General features: G+C 35.5%; 12 protein-coding genes and 1 tRNA gene. 9 read left to right on the top strand and 4 right to left on the bottom strand.

What is annotated here, in order from left to right:
- The 4 genes from A6733_RS08845 to xth all read left to right on the top strand — a co-directional run.
- A partial coding sequence (locus A6733_RS08845; protein WP_176696771.1) for a hypothetical protein occupies window positions 1-918 on the top strand: 918 nt, incomplete at its 5' end.
- Between the two features lie 1037 nt (window positions 919-1955).
- On the top strand, window positions 1956-5417 hold the full coding sequence (locus A6733_RS04980) for a hypothetical protein (protein ID WP_092460539.1): 3462 nt from the start codon (window positions 1956-1958) through the stop codon (window positions 5415-5417).
- Between the two features lie 1211 nt (window positions 5418-6628).
- Window positions 6629-8965 (top strand): hypothetical protein, encoded by a 2337-nt coding sequence (locus A6733_RS04975; protein WP_092460537.1) that lies wholly within the window; start codon window positions 6629-6631, stop codon window positions 8963-8965.
- Window positions 8966-9425: 460 nt separating this feature from the next.
- Complete coding sequence (gene xth / locus A6733_RS04970) at window positions 9426-10202, top strand: exodeoxyribonuclease III (protein WP_092411134.1); 777 nt, start codon at window positions 9426-9428, stop codon at window positions 10200-10202.
- 6 nt (window positions 10203-10208) lie between these two features.
- On the opposite strand, the gene A6733_RS04965 is transcribed toward xth, so the two are convergent.
- Both A6733_RS04965 and A6733_RS04960 read right to left on the bottom strand, forming a co-directional pair.
- Complete coding sequence (locus A6733_RS04965) at window positions 10209-10877, bottom strand: response regulator transcription factor (protein WP_092402830.1); 669 nt, start codon at window positions 10875-10877, stop codon at window positions 10209-10211.
- 126 nt (window positions 10878-11003) lie between these two features.
- A complete protein-coding gene (locus tag A6733_RS04960) occupies window positions 11004-13565 on the bottom strand; it encodes a PAS domain S-box protein (RefSeq protein WP_092402831.1) in 2562 nt (853 codons plus the stop codon).
- Between the two features lie 295 nt (window positions 13566-13860).
- Between A6733_RS04960 and A6733_RS04955 the strand changes: the two genes are divergently transcribed.
- The 4 genes from A6733_RS04955 (at window position 13861) to dut (ending at window position 16356) form a co-directional block, all read left to right on the top strand.
- Window positions 13861-13937 (top strand) — tRNA-Arg (locus A6733_RS04955).
- A 164-nt stretch (window positions 13938-14101) separates the two neighbouring features.
- The gene (gene dksA / locus A6733_RS04950) at window positions 14102-14569 is read left to right on the top strand and encodes an RNA polymerase-binding protein DksA (RefSeq protein ID WP_092402832.1); all 468 of its coding nucleotides are present in this window, start codon (window positions 14102-14104) and stop codon (window positions 14567-14569) included.
- 46 nt (window positions 14570-14615) lie between these two features.
- Entirely contained in the window at window positions 14616-15926 is a 1311-nt protein-coding gene (gene coaBC / locus A6733_RS04945) for a bifunctional phosphopantothenoylcysteine decarboxylase/phosphopantothenate--cysteine ligase CoaBC (protein WP_141663098.1), read from the top strand.
- Entirely contained in the window at window positions 15907-16356 is a 450-nt protein-coding gene (gene dut / locus A6733_RS04940) for a dUTP diphosphatase (RefSeq protein WP_092402834.1), read from the top strand. The genes coaBC and dut overlap by 20 nt, the downstream gene beginning before the upstream one ends.
- Here the strand turns inward: dut and A6733_RS04935 are convergent.
- The gene (locus tag A6733_RS04935; RefSeq protein WP_242641497.1) at window positions 16315-16617 is read right to left on the bottom strand and encodes an RnfH family protein; all 303 of its coding nucleotides are present in this window, start codon (window positions 16615-16617) and stop codon (window positions 16315-16317) included. The genes dut and A6733_RS04935 overlap by 42 nt on opposite strands.
- A gap of 1 nt (window position 16618) precedes the next feature.
- Entirely contained in the window at window positions 16619-17122 is a 504-nt protein-coding gene (locus A6733_RS04930; protein WP_176695661.1) for a type II toxin-antitoxin system RatA family toxin, read from the bottom strand.
- Between A6733_RS04930 and smpB the strand changes: the two genes are divergently transcribed.
- Complete coding sequence (gene smpB / locus A6733_RS04925) at window positions 17108-17557, top strand: SsrA-binding protein SmpB (RefSeq protein ID WP_092402837.1); 450 nt, start codon at window positions 17108-17110, stop codon at window positions 17555-17557. The genes A6733_RS04930 and smpB overlap by 15 nt on opposite strands.
- Window positions 17558-18172: the final 615 nt, after the last annotated feature.

Here is an 18172-nt window from a genome sequence, read left to right as displayed (position 1 = left end):
TTTAAACCCGTAATAGAAGGAGTATGTGATTACTTAAGCCATGAGACATTGCTTAGAACTACTTCTAGGAAGAGGGTTTTTAGGGACAGATTCAGAATACGTGATTTTGCTGAATTAGATGGTTCAGATGGGGGTAGTGTTGGTTTTTATAAATCATTAGATGGTGTGATTCTTGATGGCAAAAATTATATTGGTAATGGATTTAGTTGCTATCTGATGAGGATTTTTACTCCTGTATGTGTATCAATGGCGCGCGATTTTAGTAAAATTTTTGCTTCTAGTGTAAGTGGCGAATTGAGCTCACTGACCTGTTTTAGGTTAGAGTCCGCCATGCGTTATGGAGTGTTTTATTTTATTTTTTCTTTTCTTTCAGGTATACATTTTCTGGGAGAGATAGACAACAAGCTTGAAAAAATTTCTCCTCATGTAGGTATGAATGTTTGTGAATTATATGACGATATATTTTCTGTAAATTTAATTGAAATTTTGAAGGAAGATGTTATTAGCACATTCACTGTTACGTTGTTTAAAGGTTTTCTCCCTAAAACAATATCAACTATTGATAGTGAAGGTAAAAGTATAATTACGAGTCTTACTGAAGATATGATTAATTATACATTTGAAAGTTGTGCCAGTATTTTTTGTGAGAAAATAAGAAACATTGTAATAGAAAAAGATTTTTTAGTTTTTTATATTAAAAATACACTTTTTAAAGAATTTGGTGAATGCTGTTTTACTATATCAAATGTAGATATATCGAGACTTTATCCTGTAAAATTGGATTTAATTTGTAAGATTGTTGATAAAATTGATAGCTTATATTACATGAGTAAAGTGTTTCATGCAAAACCAAGTTTTTTTATGCCTGATTTTAATTATATATGCATATATCAAGTTATGCGGCATTTGCAAGATTAATTTTAACGGTACTTTTTAAGTTGTTGCATTGTTAATTTGTTGTGTACTACTTGTCTTCCATAAGTATAACTTTTTGTAGATATAGTCTATTTACAAGCAGTTTTTCAGTGACAGTGCTTTGTTGTTTTTATAATTTTCAACTCTTTGAGTAACGTTGTTACTCCTTTTTTTATGTGTGACAGATGTTTTCTATCTTTAGAATTAGTAATTGAGTTTATTTGTTTATTGATCCATATTATCAACTGTAAACACATTTAATAAATGTGAATCTATCCTTATAAAATTTATCATCTTTAATTGATTTTTAAGAAGACTTTTTTAAAAGTGATTTTTGTTGTAACACTAAACTTTTTTCTTTGGCACTACAAAAAATATTAGATTTTAATGGAGTTTTTTTGTGATATAGGTTTTTCTAGTATAGATATTTGGTAAGTATGATTTTGAAGTATATGATGGTTTTTCATATATTTTGAATTGTATTTTGATTGATTTGATTTTTCTCTATCAAATGTTGAGACATCAAAAAATAAATTATGTAAAATTATTGATAAAAATGATAGATTCGAGAAAGGTATTTTGTATGAAGTTTCAGATTTGAGATCTAGTATAGGAGTATCAATACTAGTAAACTTATGCTTTGGTTGGATTATCAACTAAGAGCAGTAACGGAGGGAGTCAACTTTGGTTAAGGGATATAATGGAGTTGTATTATTATCTCAATTAAGTAATTTAATTACCTATACTTTAACTATTACTTTATTGTTTTATTTGCAGTATTGGTTTTGTGATATCGCATTTCGATACAGAGCTCATGATATAGAATATATTTATTTTTCTGATAGTGGTGATAGTATTTATTGGGTGGTGTAATTAAGATATTTGTTTTCGCTGAGCTGATCAAATAAAATCTAAGATCCTATTTCTTATATTCTTTGCCGGTCTACTTTATCATCATTAACATAAAATAAATCAATAGATTAAACAATATTTTGAATATACACTGGAGCGGCAGGGTTGGGTACTTGTAGCGGTTGTGTGTGTTATGGATTTTGTGTTTATGGGTTAATATTGTTCCTAGAGTTTGCTATGAGTTATTGTTCCTTATTGTATTTGGTATCAAGGGAGAAGTTGAAGGGGAAATTAAAGGATCGGTAGAGGTGGTAATAAATTTTATAGAAGAAGAGAAAATAGAGGCTGCCGAAGCGCTGGCTATGCTGTCGTCGTCCTGCGAGTTAAGTTGTGACTTACAACAATTGACAACAAATGCAGATGCTATAGAAGAAGGGAAAATGGAGGCTGCGGAGGCGCTTGCTTTGTTGTCGCGTCCTGTTAGAGAATCTGAAGCTGCGGAAGCATTGGCTATGCTGTCGCTATCCTGTGAGTTAAGTCATGGCGTACTACAATTGACAACAAATGCAGATGCAACAAATGCAGATGCTATAGAAGAAGGGAAAAGAGAGGCTGCAGAGTCGCTTCTTTCATTATCATTGTGTTCTGTAAGTGAAGCTGAAGCCACCGAAGCGTCTTCCATGCTTTCATCATCCTACGAAGTAACTGATAACGTACGACATGCAGATAGTTCAAGTTGTGAGCGTGAATTACGATCACAATTTTTCTTGGAACATTCTTATAATAGTTTATCCACATTTTACTGTTTTGGTCACAAGTTCAGTATTAGTGTTGATTCCAGTTGTAGTGTTGATTCAAGTTGTAGTGTTGATTCCAATTATAGTGTTGAGCCTAGTGCTAGTGTTGAACCAAGTGTTGGCGTTGAATCAAGTGTCAGTGTTGAACCTAGTGGTAGTGTCAGTGTCGATTACAGTTTTTTATCGGAACATTCTTATAGTTTATACAAATTTTCCTGTCCCAGTGGTAGTGTCGAACCTAGTTGTAGTATTGAACCAAGTGTTGTCGTTGAACCAAGTATTAGCGTTGAACCAAGTATTAGCGTTGAACCAAGTGTTGTCGTTGAACCAAGTATTAGCGTTGAACCAAGTATTAGCGTTGAACCAAGTGTTGTCGTTGAACCAAGTATTAGCGTTGAACCAAGTATTAGCGTTGAACCAAGTGTCAGTGTTGAACCTAGTGGTAGTATCAGTGTCCATTCCAGTTTTTTATCGGAACATTCTTATAGTTTATACAAATTTTCCTGTCTCAGTGGTAGTGTCGAACCTAGTTGTAGTATTGAACCAAGTGCCAATGTCGAACCAAGTGCCAGTGTTGATCCAAGTTCCAGTGTCAAGCCAAGTTCCAGTGTCGAACTAAGTTATAGTACCGAACCTAGTGGCAGAGTAGAACCTAGTTGTAGTGTTGAACCCAGTTGTAGTGTTGTAGAACCTAGTTGTAGTGTTGAACCAAGTATTAGTGTAGATTTTGGTGGTAGTATCGATTCCAGTGGTAGTGCCGAATCCAGTTGTAGTGTTGTAGAACCTAGTTGTAGTGTCGAACCCAGTATTAGTGCAGATTCTGGTGGTAGTATTGATCCCAATTGGGGTATCGACTTATCTATTGAGGAAATATATGCATATGTAACACCCGAAAAAATGTATAGTGATTCTTTTAATTTGGGCCTGTTATTTAGTGCGTTATTTGAACTTTATCGTGATAAGTTATTGTTGCGTATTAATGAAAATGTTCCGGGACTAGTTCCTAAGTCTAAAGCTTGTATGGGGAGAGTTGTCAAAGATGCTTTTAGTGTTATTTTCGATATCTGTGTTAATAACGTTTTTTCGATTGGTGCAGTTTATAGATTTCTGAAGCGTCCAGATATCCACCTTTCTGGATACACTGGGGATAAATTTTTATCAGAAGGTAGCATTGCTTTACTTAGGGCAGAGCTTGAGTTGTTAACTCCCCATTTCATAGAAGGTATTGCAGAAACTGTTTTAGCTTTGTCTAACAGTGAAAGTATAGGAAAAAGAAAAAATAAAAAAGCATTGCTTACAGATGATTTAATATCCTCAATCTCTTCTTCAATTACAGGTGCATTTCATAAATGTGTACCTATGTTTTTAGGACTGATTACTTCCAGTGAATTTTTAAGGAGAGTTTTTTTCAAGAGCGTTCCTGGATTTGACAGGAAAATTTTTTCTCCGCTAGCGCAAAACATATTAAATTTAAATAGGAGATTTTTCTGTGAGGTGTCTCTTTTAGAGAACAGATATTTGGTGAGTATGGTTTTAGGTACCGTTTTTGGTATTGGGAAAGAGGTTCCAGGAGTTATGAGATTATTAGATTCTCATGTAAAGAATCTAAGATATACAATACTTGATGGTGCATCTAAGGGATTGTTTTTTGCCTTGGGTTCGTCAGCTGATATTGTACCACTTAAAGATTTTATGCCTGTAATAGAAGGAGCATGTGATCATTTAAGGCATGAGACATCTCTTAGAATTACTTCTAGAAAGAAGATTTTTAGGAAAAGATTACAAATACTTGGTTTTTGGGAATTAGATGGGCCAAGTGGGGGAGGTGATGATTTTTATAAATCATTGGATGATGTAATTCTTAATAGCAAAAATTATGTTGGTAACGGATTGGGTTACTATCTAATGAGGGTTTTTACTCCCATATGTGTGTCAGTAGCGCGCGATGTTAATAAAATTTTTGGTCGTAGTGTGGGTAGTGAATTGAGTTTATCAACCTGTTTTAGGTTAGAGTCCAGAGTACGTTATGGTATATTTGATTTTATTTTTTATGTTTTGTCAGGCATGGATATTCTGAGTGAAGCAGACAAAAAACTTGAAAAAATTTCTCCTCATGTAGGTATGAATCTTTGTGAATTGTGTGACGATATATTTTCTGAAAATATGATTTTAGCTGTCAAGGAAGCTGTTATTGGATCGTTTACTGTTGAGGCGTTTAAAAGTTTTTTCCCTAAAACAATATCAACTGTCGGCAGTAAAAGTAAAAATAGAAATGAGAGTATTGACGAAGGTATAATTAATCATACATTCGAAAGTTGTGCTAGTGTTTTTCGTGAGAAAATTGAAAACATTGTAATAGGAAGAGATTTTTTAAATTTTTATCTTGAAGAGACCCTTTTTAAAGGATTTGGTGAGTGCTGTTTTGCTGTATCAAATGTGGATGTATCGAGAATTTATCCCGTAAAATTGGATTTAATTTGTAAAATTGTTAGTAAAATTGATGAATTATGTTACATGAGTAGTGTGTTTCATAGAACACCAGGTTTTTTTATGCCTACTAGAGGAGTAAACTTTGAATTGAGTTCTGATCAATTTGAAACTGGAGAGCTTATGGGGTGGTTACGTGGTAAAATTAAATTACTAATTACAGAGTCGACTTTGGTTTTGAGTTCAGATGGAGTAATATCAGAGTCAGGAGAGTCGCTGGAAACTTTGTTGGAAGCGATTGCTAATTCTTTAATGGATGAATGCTTATTGATCGCTAGAGATGTAATTTGTGTTGATGTAAATCGTGTTACAGTTGATAGGTCTAGGAAAGCAGGTAAGCAGAAGAGGAAAGCAGGAGGGGAATAAGAGAGTCATAAAATGTTATACATACGGAGGCATAGTTTGTGGTTTTGACTTTATGATTTTTTTGTAATTATGTGTGCATATATTAAGTTAATGACATTTGCAAGACTAATTTTCACGGCACTTTTTAAGTTGTTGCGTTGTTAATTTTCGTGCAGTCTTTATCCTTCATAAAAGTGTGACCTTTTGTAGTTTGAAGTTATTTCTTAATGATAGTCCTTTGTTTTTTTATAATTTTTAACTCTTTGGGCAGGTTCATTGCTTCATTTGTAGATGTATTAGGTATTTTCTACCTTTCTAATTGGTAATATGATGCCTGTTTGTTTTTATTAGTACATCTATTAACTGTAGACACACTATACATATTATTGAGTATTTGTTTGCATTTACAAAATTTATCACCTTTGATTAATTCAAGACTTTTTTCAAAAGTGCCTTTTGGGGTGTGGCATGAATTTTTCTCTAGTACTACAAAAAATATCAGATTTCAATGTAGGTTTTTTTAGATGTGTTTTTTTACAGTATAGATATTTGGTATATAACTGGTAAAACGTAAGTATTTTTCATCTATTATCTATTGTGAATTAGATTTATTTTAGCATTTTTTAACTGCTTGTTTTACATGTAAAAAGTATGCAGGGGGGTGTTTATCGATACATCTCGGTACGCTATTCTTGTGGAATAGGATGGCAACGCTGTACCTTTGAGTAAATTTGCTCCCATATATATTCGGGCTACACAATCAACTACTTGAACATAGCTTAGAACGTCTTCCCCAAAAGCCTCCCGAAAAGAGGTTTTCTAAGTCAAGATGCAGGTCAGGCTGATATTTGGGGGGGGCTAAATCAAAGTTAAGTTATGGTACTTACATAGTTTCGTTAGGTATTACACGTAAATAAATCCCGACGTCCGGCATTATAGTACACATCTTTCTAAATTACAACGCATCGTATGGTCATTATTTTTAATGCTTTGTATGCTACGATTGTATCGCCTGTATTTACAATGTATTTAGTACTAAAATGTGTTTATCTTTGCTTATAATATATTGTGTTGCGTATTTGTTGTTGTAAATAAGCGTATAATCGTCGCTTCAATACATTGTATGTGTACGCCTGTGTTCGATTTTTGTGTAATTATGTTCACTAAATTAACTTGGTCTTATTGTCGTCAACTTTTATTATAAGTTCTTTAGTAGTAGCTTTGGTCATACTATGAACCCATCAGGTGTTTTGTCTTGTGTAATACATGATTGTTATGGTTGCGATTGTTCAGTAAGTGATAATTATCATAGTATACGTGAAACGGAGGGTATTGTTGATACAGCTCTAGGAGCTATTACAGAAGAAGAAAATGAAATCAACGAAGCTGCAGAAGCCCTTGTTTTACTATCGTCACATTCAAGAGAAAAAGAAATTGAAACTGCGGAATCACTCATTTTATTATCGTTATGTTCTGAAAAAAATGATGAATCGCAACATCCGAGCAGCTCAAGCTACCAACAAGAAACGATTCTTCCAAAGCATCACTCTATATTGTTAGCATCATCCTATAGTAATTATAAACTAAAAGTTAACATTAATTTATTACACGAAAAAATTTATAGTAGTTTTTTTAATTTAAAATTGTTGTTACGCTCGTTGATTGAAATTAATAGAAATCAATTAATATCATTATTGTTTAAAAAAGAAATACTCATAGTAAGTAAATATTATATTATAGGCATCATAAATAGTGCCATTGATAGAATTTTTTGTGATCATGTTGATACTATTTTTTCGATGGATGAAGTTGATAGGTTTTTAAAATGCTCACATATTTGTGTGATTAATTCAAATTTCATGGGAGATATGTTTTTAGATGAGAGTGGGATTAATCTACTTAAATTAGAACTTGAATCGGCCATGATTTGTTGTAATAAAAGTATCAAGAAAGCTGTGTTAGAGCTTGATAGTAAACATTTATTTACAGCTCACTTAAGTAATACTGTCAACTGTTCAATTGTGAATTTATTTAATAACTGTGTGAGTAAATTTATAGAATTGATTACTTCTAGTTCTTTTCTAAAGGGAGTATTCTTCAAAGAGGTTTCCTGGTTTGATATGAGAATATTTTCTCCAATTGCACAAAGTGTATCAGATTTTAGTAGGAAGATTTTTTGCGATATATGTTTTTTGGAAAATAAATATTTAGTTAGTATGCTTTTTGGGGCAAGGGCAAGAAATAAGAGTTGTTTTACATTTATCAAAATAGATATTCCAGAAGCTTTTGAATTGGTAAATTTACGCATAAAGGATTTGGAGTGTTTGTTTGATGACATGTTTAAGAAAGAATTTCCTATTTTGGACCAAGACGGAACCGTTGTATCTTTGCCTGTTTCTGCCAGGGATGAATTAATAACAAGAGTATCGTATTCTTTAAGATGTGAGGTGTGTTATAGGATATCTGCTAGGAAGAAAGTTATTAAAAGGAGAGTGTATAAGTCAGATAAATTTTTAGAGTCGACAACTTTAAATGAAGGTATTCGTAGTAATAGTTGTTATGAATTACTAAATTATTTAATTAATGATAGTAATAATTATATTGGTAACGGATTTGGATACTATCTTATGAGGATGTTTGCTCCTATTTGTTTATCAATGGCATGTGATATAAAAAATATGGTGGTTAATAATCTAGGTACAAGTGCACTAGTCATGAGTACACAATCGAGTTTTACGTTAGAGAGTAATGTGCGGGCTGGAATGTTTGATTTATTTCTTTCCGTTATATCAAGTATAAAATTTTTGGAAGTAATAGATAGTAGAATTAGTTCAATTTATCCTTATGTAGGAATGAACATTTGCGAAGTGTGTTCTGAAATATTTTCTGATAATGTAGTTGAAAATGTAAAGGATGCTATTAGTCGTTTAGTCACTATTAGGAAATTTAGAGATATTTTCCCCAGGAGGATATCAGTTATTTGTGAAAATAAAAGTAAAAGTATGAATCTTTCTAGATGCATGATTAGGGGCATATTATCAAATTCTATTGATGATTTTCGTAAAAAGGTAAAAAGTGCCGAGATGGAGTTGGGGTTTTTACTTTTTTACTTCAAAAATACCCTTTTTACAAAATTTGGTAATTTTGATTTTGCTGTATCAAATGTAGATGTATCAAAAATTTATTCTGTAAAGTTGGATTTGCTTTATAAAATTGTTAGAGAAATTGATAAATCATGTTACATAAGGGTTATGTCAGGTGACTCAACGAATTTTGTATCTAATTCTAATATTTATGAATCAGTAGCGGATGAATTTACTCCATGGGTGTATGACAAAATTAAAGTGTTTATTACCAAATCCATTTTGGTTTTGGGTCCTGATGAAGTGGTGTTAGAGTTGGGAGAGTCAATAGATGCCTTATTGAAAGCAATTTCTAGTTCTATAATGAACGAGTGCGTTGAAGCCGCAAGAGATATAATTTCTGTTGATAAAACTCTCAAAAAAAATAAAATCAAGCAAGAAAGTCAAAAAACAAATCATGATCTTGATCATTGCTATGCCATATGATCATTACTCATCAAATCAGCCTACGATGTATGTATTTATGTTGCCGTTGTCGATTCCAACAAATCTTTAATTATATATACCATATATACTTAAAATAGATATTAATCTATACTAGGCTGATAATTAATATTAGAAACTATTGTTTTATGCTTCATTTAACTTTTCTGACAATTCGCAACTACCTAAATACAAGCAGTTATACAGATAATATTTTTATGGATGTTTTTTTAAGTACATTGTTAATCCTAACTTTTAAGTAGGAGATGCGTTAGTAAGGATGTAAGGAAAAACATTAGCCTATAAGCCTACCCTTGATAGGAGAATTATGTGTTATATACTATAAGGAACAAATGCTTAAGTGTACTCTATGCAACTTACGTTGTATTCGTGTGCAGTCATACTAGACAAAATTTATATAAGGCGTGACTATATGTTTGTTGATTTATAGGAGTGTATATTCATGCCTACATTGAAAATAGTAACTTGGAACGTTAATTCACTTAGAGTGCGAATGCCGTATTTGTTAGAATGGTTGGACGAGCACAAGCCGGACATTATTGGTCTGCAAGAACTAAAAATGCAGCACGAGGATTTTCCAGTAGATTTGTTTAAAGACAAGGGTTATGAGTCTGCTTGGTATGGACAGAAGACTTTCAATGGTGTTGCAATTCTTAGTAAATATCATATTTTACGACAATACAATGGACTTCCCGCATTTAATGATGAGCAAAGACGTGCAATAAGCATAGAAACTGAATATGGATGTTTTATTAATCTCTATTGTCCTAATGGCAAGGAAAGAGGTACTCCATCTTTTTCGTATAAAATGCTCTGGTACAAGCACCTAATCTTATATCTAAAGGAAATAAATAATTATGGGAACAGGTGTGTTGTATTTGGAGATTTTAACATAGCTCCTGATGAAATAGATATATATGATCATACACTCTTCGAAAACAGAATTTTATGTACTTCAGAGGAGAAAGAGTGTTTTAAATCAGTGTTAGATGCAGGTTTTATAGATATTTTTCGCAGATTACATCCAACAGAAGAACAATACTCATGGTGGGACTATAGAGGTGGGTCTTTTAGGCAAAACAAAGGGGCTCGCATAGATCACATACTAATAGACACGAAACACGAATCCGATGCCGTATCTTGTTCTGTAGACCTTAAACTACGCAAGGAAGAGCGTCCTTCCGACCATGCCCCAGTGGTTGCTGAAATAAAAGCCTAAATGAACTCAGCCGTTACTTGTGGGATTATCATTATTATGAGTAATACCGCTCTTCTTAATGTTTTGCCCCAGGACAATTTGTACCGCTTCCGCAACGCTACGAGCACCTAATTTGCTCATAACATGGGAGCGGTGAGCCTCCACGGTTTTTATGCTTATTCCAAGCTGATCAGCAATCTGTTTATTTAATTTTCCAGCCACTACACAATCTAAAACTTCACGTTCGCGAGGGGTTAACTGATCTAATAAGCGGGCGCTTCTTGCCCTAGTTCCTCTTTCCTCCCAGTTAGACATGGCACGCTCGATGGCTCTGTCTATGAGACCGAAAAGATCCTTGTCCTTGAATGGTTTTTCGATGAAATCTATGGCACCCCTTTTCATCGTTTTAACTGCCATCTGGATATCACCATGTCCAGTGACAAATATCACTGGCAAAGGAAAGTCCTCTGGCTTCATTCTAGAAAGCAAAACCTCCTGAAGTTCCAAACCACTCATGCCTGGCATTCGAACATCCAATAGCAAACAACCAGGCTTAGAGGTGTCATATTTTTCCAAAAAAGCATCAGCGGAAGTGTAGCAGGAGACGTTGTATCCAGCCCCTTCTAATGTCCAGGAAAATGAATCCCGAACCGCCTCATCATCATCAACAACGAAAATCGTTACGTCGCTACGCATATCAAGTCACCTTAGTGATTAAAAATTATTATCAAGTCTTGACTACTCATAAGCCATAACTTTCGATTTCGAAGAAATATATGTATCTATGGTATATGGTAAACGAATAAGACACCGTAACACCAGTTACTCTATTACGCAAGGAAGGGTAAAACGAAAAGTACTTCCCCCACCCGGATTATTTTCAGCCCACAGCCTACCCTTATGGTATTCTATTATGGACCTGCATATATTGAGGCCCATTCCCATTCCCTCTGTTTTTGTAGTGAAGAATGGTGCAAATAATTTATCTACTATATCAGGGTTAATCCCATGTCCTTTGTCTATTACTGAAATCTCTAATACTTCGTCATGTGAGGTTGCTATAACACGAATAACACGATCAGTACTATCCTGCATTGCATCTGAGGCATTTTTAATAAGGTTAATTAAAACCTGCTGAATTAATATAGGGTCTACACTTATTCTAGGTAAACTACCATCTATAAGTAAATCTATGGATATATTTTTCTTTGATGCATCAACTTCAGTAAACTCAACTGCTTCTGCTAAAAGTTCACTCATGTTGCACAGAAAAAACCTCGGTTCATTTTTCTTTACAAAATCCCTGATGCTACGGATAATTCTACCTGCTCTTTCCGCCTGAAAGGCAGTTTTACGCAGTACCTTTAGTACTTCTTCCAAACTCATTGTTCCAGACTCAAGTCGAGAAATTGACCCTGTACTGTAGTTGGAAATGGCAGTCAGTGGTTGGTTTAGCTCGTGAGACAGTGATGATGCCATTTCACCCATAGTTATCAAGTGCGATGTTTGTTGAACTTTTTCTTGTTGTTGTTGGTACAATTGCTCAGCAGTTTTTCTTTTAGTTATATCAGTTGAAACTGACATAACTACGTTCTTATTGCCATCTACCCATGGAATTAGTCTCACCCTAACTTCAAACCACCGCTGTAGCTGTTCCAGGTATACTTCTCCTGAGGCACATTGATCTGATCCTGATCTTGCAGCCTTAGGAATGCCCCTAGACAATTGTAAATGCATATCAGGAGATGATCCAAAATTTTTATAGTAATAAGCATTATAAAATAGTACTTTTGGCTTTAGATGATCAAAAACACAAACCGCGGCCTCTAGGGAGTTTACTACTGTAGTAAACTGTTGGTGACTGCTCTCAAGTATACGACGAACACGGTTTTTTTCTGTAACATCAATAACTGAGACAATCCATCCGAAAGTTTTTTTATTCTGATCTGTTAATGGAGATACGTATAAGTGTGCCTCAAAGCTAGTGCCATCCTTTCTTATTACCCGTACTTCTAAACTGTTACCAAAGGAGGATTTGTTACATCCTTCATTGATAAATTCTTCAAGAGAGAATTGTCCTTGGGTAATCTCATATGGAAACGGTAGAGAAGTTCCTAGGCACTCCTTTCTTGAGTATCCAGTCATAGCTGAGAATGCGGGATTTACATACGTAACAGTACATTTCATGTCTGTTACCTGAACCCCAGTGATCATTGAATCTCCTATAGCTTGCCCGAAAGCTTTTTCTTTTTGTAGTGCTTTTGCGATTTTCTTGTGAGCTGTTAGGTCTTGAGCAATAGCGGTAAAGTATTCTCCACAACTAGATCTATGTATTTCCCATACTAGCCAGTAAGTGTCATTATACGTATCTTCAGAATCTGATGGATTTTTAAATATAAACTCAGCCTCAAAGAATACACGGCTTACTGGTCCTGATGAAATTTTTGACAATTTATCAGCAACTAATTCCTTATATTCTTCTGACACAAACTGAATTAATTTCTGTCCTATTACCTGTAGTATTGATCCAGCATAGCTGGTAAAAATCTCGTTTACTTGACGGAACCGAAAGTCTTTATCAAATACACACAACGCCGCCATTGATAGACTCAATATATCTTGTTTCTGAGACTCAATGTATTTGCTTTTACCCCTATAAAAAAGTGAAACAGATAAAATGATAAATAACATTAACCAAATTGACAGGCGCACATAATCTTCCCGCAAAAAGTATGTTATTTCTTGTTCTTTAACAAGAACATTTATTGATTGCTCATTGTCTTTTACGGTAGTTATCCTTTCGTATGGAAAGCTAGTATTTTTTCTGCCTACGCTTATAGAGCAATTGCTACTCGCAGCTAGTACGTAATTATCAAAATCGCTAATTATTTTTATACATGCTCTATTATTTATGTAGGGTGAGATAATCTCTGAGAAGAAGTTTTGTGTGTGGTACAAGAAGGCAGATGTGCCTACATAATTACCGCTATCGAAGTGAGGATAGTAGACAACAAAATAGTATGATTCGGGAAAATTTTCTATCCTACCCATAACTATGCTAGTTCCTGGTTTACGTATGACTCTAGAATTCTTTTCAGAAAAATCAGATATTTTATTTTCGATTTCACTTTTATGCTGGGAGAATGGACCGCACGATAGAAATGTTTTATTATTCTTATCAAGCTCTATGATCCTTAATAGATCACTTCTGAGTACAAATTGCATCTCTATCCTTTTACACATACCTTCATTAGTGCTATTAGCTGAAGTGGTCTCGTTTGTGTTGGAAAAAATAGAATATGATAATTTTTGGTCATTCAGCAGTTGTCGGTGAACCATAGAAGTATATATAAGAGCGTCTCGGTCAAGCCTGCCATCAACCATTTTGCGATGAAAGTTTTCTGACGCAACTAAGAAAAGGAATACAAATGATAAGGATGCTGCTGACGCAGGGGATAACCTTAGGTACCGCCGTGTATACCTAATTAGAATAGCGCGTATTTTACTTATCCTGCGGGTGTGATTTGTATTGTTCAACTGTATCTACCCTTTATAAAAACACTTTTATGCTTTTCTAAAAAAAGAGATTTAAACAAAATTATGGTACCTCTTAAAGTTTTCTATATTCTCACTTGCAAAGACTGTCCTGTAAGTGTGATAATGGCTAGCTGCTCCTCATGCGCCCGTAGCTCAGTTGGATAGAGTACTTGGCTACGAACCAAGGGGTCGTGGGTTCAAATCCTGCCGGGCGCGCCAAATTTCCCCACTTACTGACTACTCGCTGTCTAAATACTCTTGTGATATGATCTCGTAGCACTCAGTTTGGCGGGAAATATCCACCAGAGCATAAGTGATTTGGGTTATTTTCTAATGATTGACAGAGTTGTTTATCGGTGCCTGCACTATGGGAGTTTCGGTTTATGACGAGTAATGATGGAGACAGCAGAGCTATCAATGATCATAAAAAGAAGAGCGATGATACCATTATCACTGAGGAAGTTCTGCTTAGTATGACTGAGGACGAGTATATGAATTCTGAGCAGATAAAGTTTTTTCGTCACAAGCTTGAGAAAATGCGTTCTGAATTGCTTGATAATGTTGATAAGACTGCTGAAAAACTACGAGATACTCCTGTGCTTCCTGATATTGTGGATAGAGCTACTATAGAAGAAGAGTATGCCTTGGAGTTGAGGACACGTGATCGAGAAAGTAGGTTGCTTTCTAAGATTAATAATGCTTTAAAGAGGATTGAGGACGGTTCCTATGGTTGGTGTGAGGAGACAGGTGAGCCCATAGGAATTAGGCGTTTGCTTGCTAGACCTACTACTGCTTTGAGCATAGATGCGCAGCATCGTCGTGAAATACGTCAGAAACTGTACAATGGCTAGATTAAGGTTAAGGTTTTGATTTTTTGCTTTATTTGAGACCCAAACCGTGGTAGTGGTTGTTGCGCATTTATTTGGTACACGACTGTTATTTTTGAGGTTATTAATGCAACCATACGATCAGCAAAGGCAGAAATATCGAGTTGCTCTTGGGGTGACTGCTGGCATTGCGGCCTATAAGTCCCTGGAATTAGCTAGGATTATGGTGAAGAATGGATGGGGAGTTGAGGTTATTATGTCCCCCAATGCTGAAAGAATGATTCATCCATCTATGTTTAAGGCTGTTACACATCAAAATGTATGGGTGGACGATTCTGGTAGCTATGAGTCGTATTCTGGTATGCCTCATATTCAGCTGTCGAGGGATGTCGACGTTATCTTAGTTACTCCAGCAACTGCAGATTTTATTGCAAAATTGGCACACGGTATTTCTGACAACTTGCTCTTGACAACCGCTTTGGCAAGGAAGGTTCCTCTGATTGTTGCTCCGTCGATGAATTTACAGATGTGGTGCAATTCTGCCACACAAAGGAACGTAAGCGTTCTTGCAGATGATGGGGTACATATTATAGATCCAGATAACGGCGAGCAAGCTTGTGGTGAGTATGGTATGGGTCGTTCTCGCGAGCCTAGAGACATTTTCTCTTACGTGGAAAATACTATTTTTGCCAGGGGTATTTTTAGTGGCAAAAAAATTATGATTACGGCTGGTCCTACTGTAGAGAAGATTGATGCTGTTCGATGCTTAACAAATCGTGGTTCGGGTAAAATGGGGTATAGACTAGCTGAAGCAGCTCGTGACATGGGTGCCGAAGTTACTCTAATATCTGGGCCGGTTTGTATTTCCCTTCCTACATCTGTTTCTACGATCAATGTTAGCACCCTAGAAGAGATGTACAGTGCTGTAATGAAACATGTGTGTGAGCAGGATGTGTTTATATCTGCAGCCTCTGTTTCTGATTATGTTCCCGTGGATTATTCGGATGTAAAGCTTCCTAAGCAGGATGAGCTAACCATTAGACTAAGGAGGGGCGTTGACATACTTGCTTCTGTTGCAAAGGAGTTTGCTAATTTATTTTGCGTTGGTTTTTGCTGTGAGACTAATGATTTAGATGAGAAATCTGAGAGAAAACGTGTTAACAAGAACGTGTCGTTAATAGTGGGAAATTGGGCTAGTGACTCAATTGGTAAGGATAGCAATATCGTAGTACTTTATGACAAGTATGGTAGAACACCACTTCAGGAGAACTCTAAGATAGTTGTAGCTAGGCAGATTATGAGTCATATACATTTCCTAATGACGGCAACGGATGATTGTCATAAGATTAATGAGGGTCAATATGCTATCGATAGATGTTAAAATTTTAGATGAAAGAATTCGCGACTGCATGCCTACGTATGCTACGGACGGTTCTGCTGGTATGGACATTCGTGCCTGTATCGATGCTCCGATAATTTTAGGTCCTAGGCAGTCTGCACTTGTTCCCAGTGGTATAAGTTTTAGTATTGATGATAGTCAGTATGCTGCAGTTTTGTTACCAAGGTCTGGCTTAGGGCACAATCACGGCATTATATTGGGTAATACTATAGGTCTTATAGACTCTGATTATCAGGGATCTTTGCAAGTGTCTTTGTGGAATAGGTCTGACAAAAGCTTTTCCATTGAGCCCATGGATAGGGTTGCTCAGCTGGTCATAATTCCAGTGATTAGAGCACAATGGAGAGTTGTTGAGGAATTTGGGGCCGTATCAGGTCGTGCTGCTGGTGGGTTTGGATCTACTGGGCAGTAGGTTTTTTTTTGCTCTTAGGCGGCGTATATCCTTGGGGTCTACCAAAAGTTGGCGATATATTTCTATTCTATCGCCATCCTGTACGCTGGCTGCAAGGTTTGATAGTTTTCCATATACCCCCACCTTTTGTTTGCTGAGATCTATTTCAGGAAATCTATCCAGGATTCCGGAGAGCTTTATTGTTTCTTCTATACTTGTTTTAATGGGCACTGACAGTTCAATGATTACAGCTTCTTCTCTGAGTGCGTAGGCGACCTTCACCTTAACTTTCTCTATAGACATCGTTTATTCTCTTCACAAAAGAGTCTACAATACTATTGGTGATATGTTTGAACGATGCACCTATGATTTTTTCGAGCATAGTATTGGAGAATTCGTACTCTATGTCGAATGATACCATACACCCTTTTGATGAATGACCTTCTATAGGGCTTAAGAGCCACATTCCATGTAACTTACTGAATGGCCCATGCAGCAAAGAAAGTTCTACTGACTGGTCTGTGATCATGGTATTTTGTGTTTGGAATGACTGTTTTATGCCATGGAAGTTGATACCTAGGGTTGCGTAAACTACGCTTTCGCTGGGTTTTTCATCTATCTTGGCTTTATCGCACCAATCCAAGAATAGGGGGTAGCTTGGTATATCAGTAATAACAATAAATACCTGGTGTGCTGAATGAGTGAGTAAGGCTTCTTTGTGAATGTGTACCATATCTGCATTTTTCCATTTCGTTAGGAGATTATTGTAGTCATGATTATTGTCCATAATAAAAAGGCTCTTCACGACTATTTTATAGAAGAAAAGCATGAAGCAGGTATAGTTTTGCTGGGTTGGGAGGTCAAGTCAATACGAGCAGGTCGTGCTCAAATAAAAGAAGCTTATGTAATAGTAAAGAATATGGAAGTATGGCTTATTGGTGCTCATATAAGCCCGCTTTTGTCCGCATCTACCCACGTAAAAACTGATCCAACCAGAGTGCGAAAGTTGCTTTTAAGCAAGCGTGAAATAGGAAGGCTTATAGGTTTGACTGAGCGTAGAGGATACACTATGGTTCCCTTGAATTTTCATTACAGTAAAAGGGGGCATATTAAAATAGAAGTTGGTCTTGCTCGTGGTAAGCAGCAACATGATAAAAGAGAGAGTGAAAAGAAGAAGGATTGGGAGAGGGAGAAGGCACGCCTTATGAGGAGGCCTAACTGAAAAAGCTATATGGGTGTCAGTTTTTCTTTATAGTTGTTCTATAGCAACATGTTTCGATATTAGTGCTAGGTTTATATGCAGAGACATGCATGCATAAGTTGAGGCGCACTTGGTTTTGTTCATAAGTTGCAGCATGCCTAGTGATGGGACAAGTATCCCAAAAAGCTTTCTTTGTGTATGTAGTAAGTATTTAGATAAGGTTAAGCGAGAGTGATTTAGTTTTTTTTCATCTGTACAACAAATATATCTGTCTTTTAAGACTAAGCAGTTGCCGTTTATGCTACTAATCATGTTACTAATGGGGCAACCTATTGGAAAATCAAAATGGCGGTTGGTGAATGTTATTTAATTTTTTCAGTTTTTAGAAAATAGGTAGTTTTTGGAGAATAAGCTTTCTATGTATCCAATATAAGAAGATTTGTTCATTCTTAAGAAGAGCAACAGCATAGAATACGAATATAAACTATATTAAGTAAAATTTTTACTATAATTGTTAAAATATTGTACTAATGATAATTTCTAGAATAACAAGCTTCACACCTCCATCTCGCATCCAAATAAGCACACGCTAAAAACTATGTGCGCTATAGTTATAGATGCAAAATAATGTTGAGC

Origin of the sequence: Candidatus Ichthyocystis sparus (assembly GCF_900078745.1) — a bacterium.
GTDB classification, from domain to species: Bacteria; Pseudomonadota; Gammaproteobacteria; order Burkholderiales; family 2013Ark19i; genus Ichthyocystis; species Ichthyocystis sparus.
Note: the sequence above shows the minus strand (reverse complement) of the source record. Positions and strands in the feature narration are given on the sequence as shown.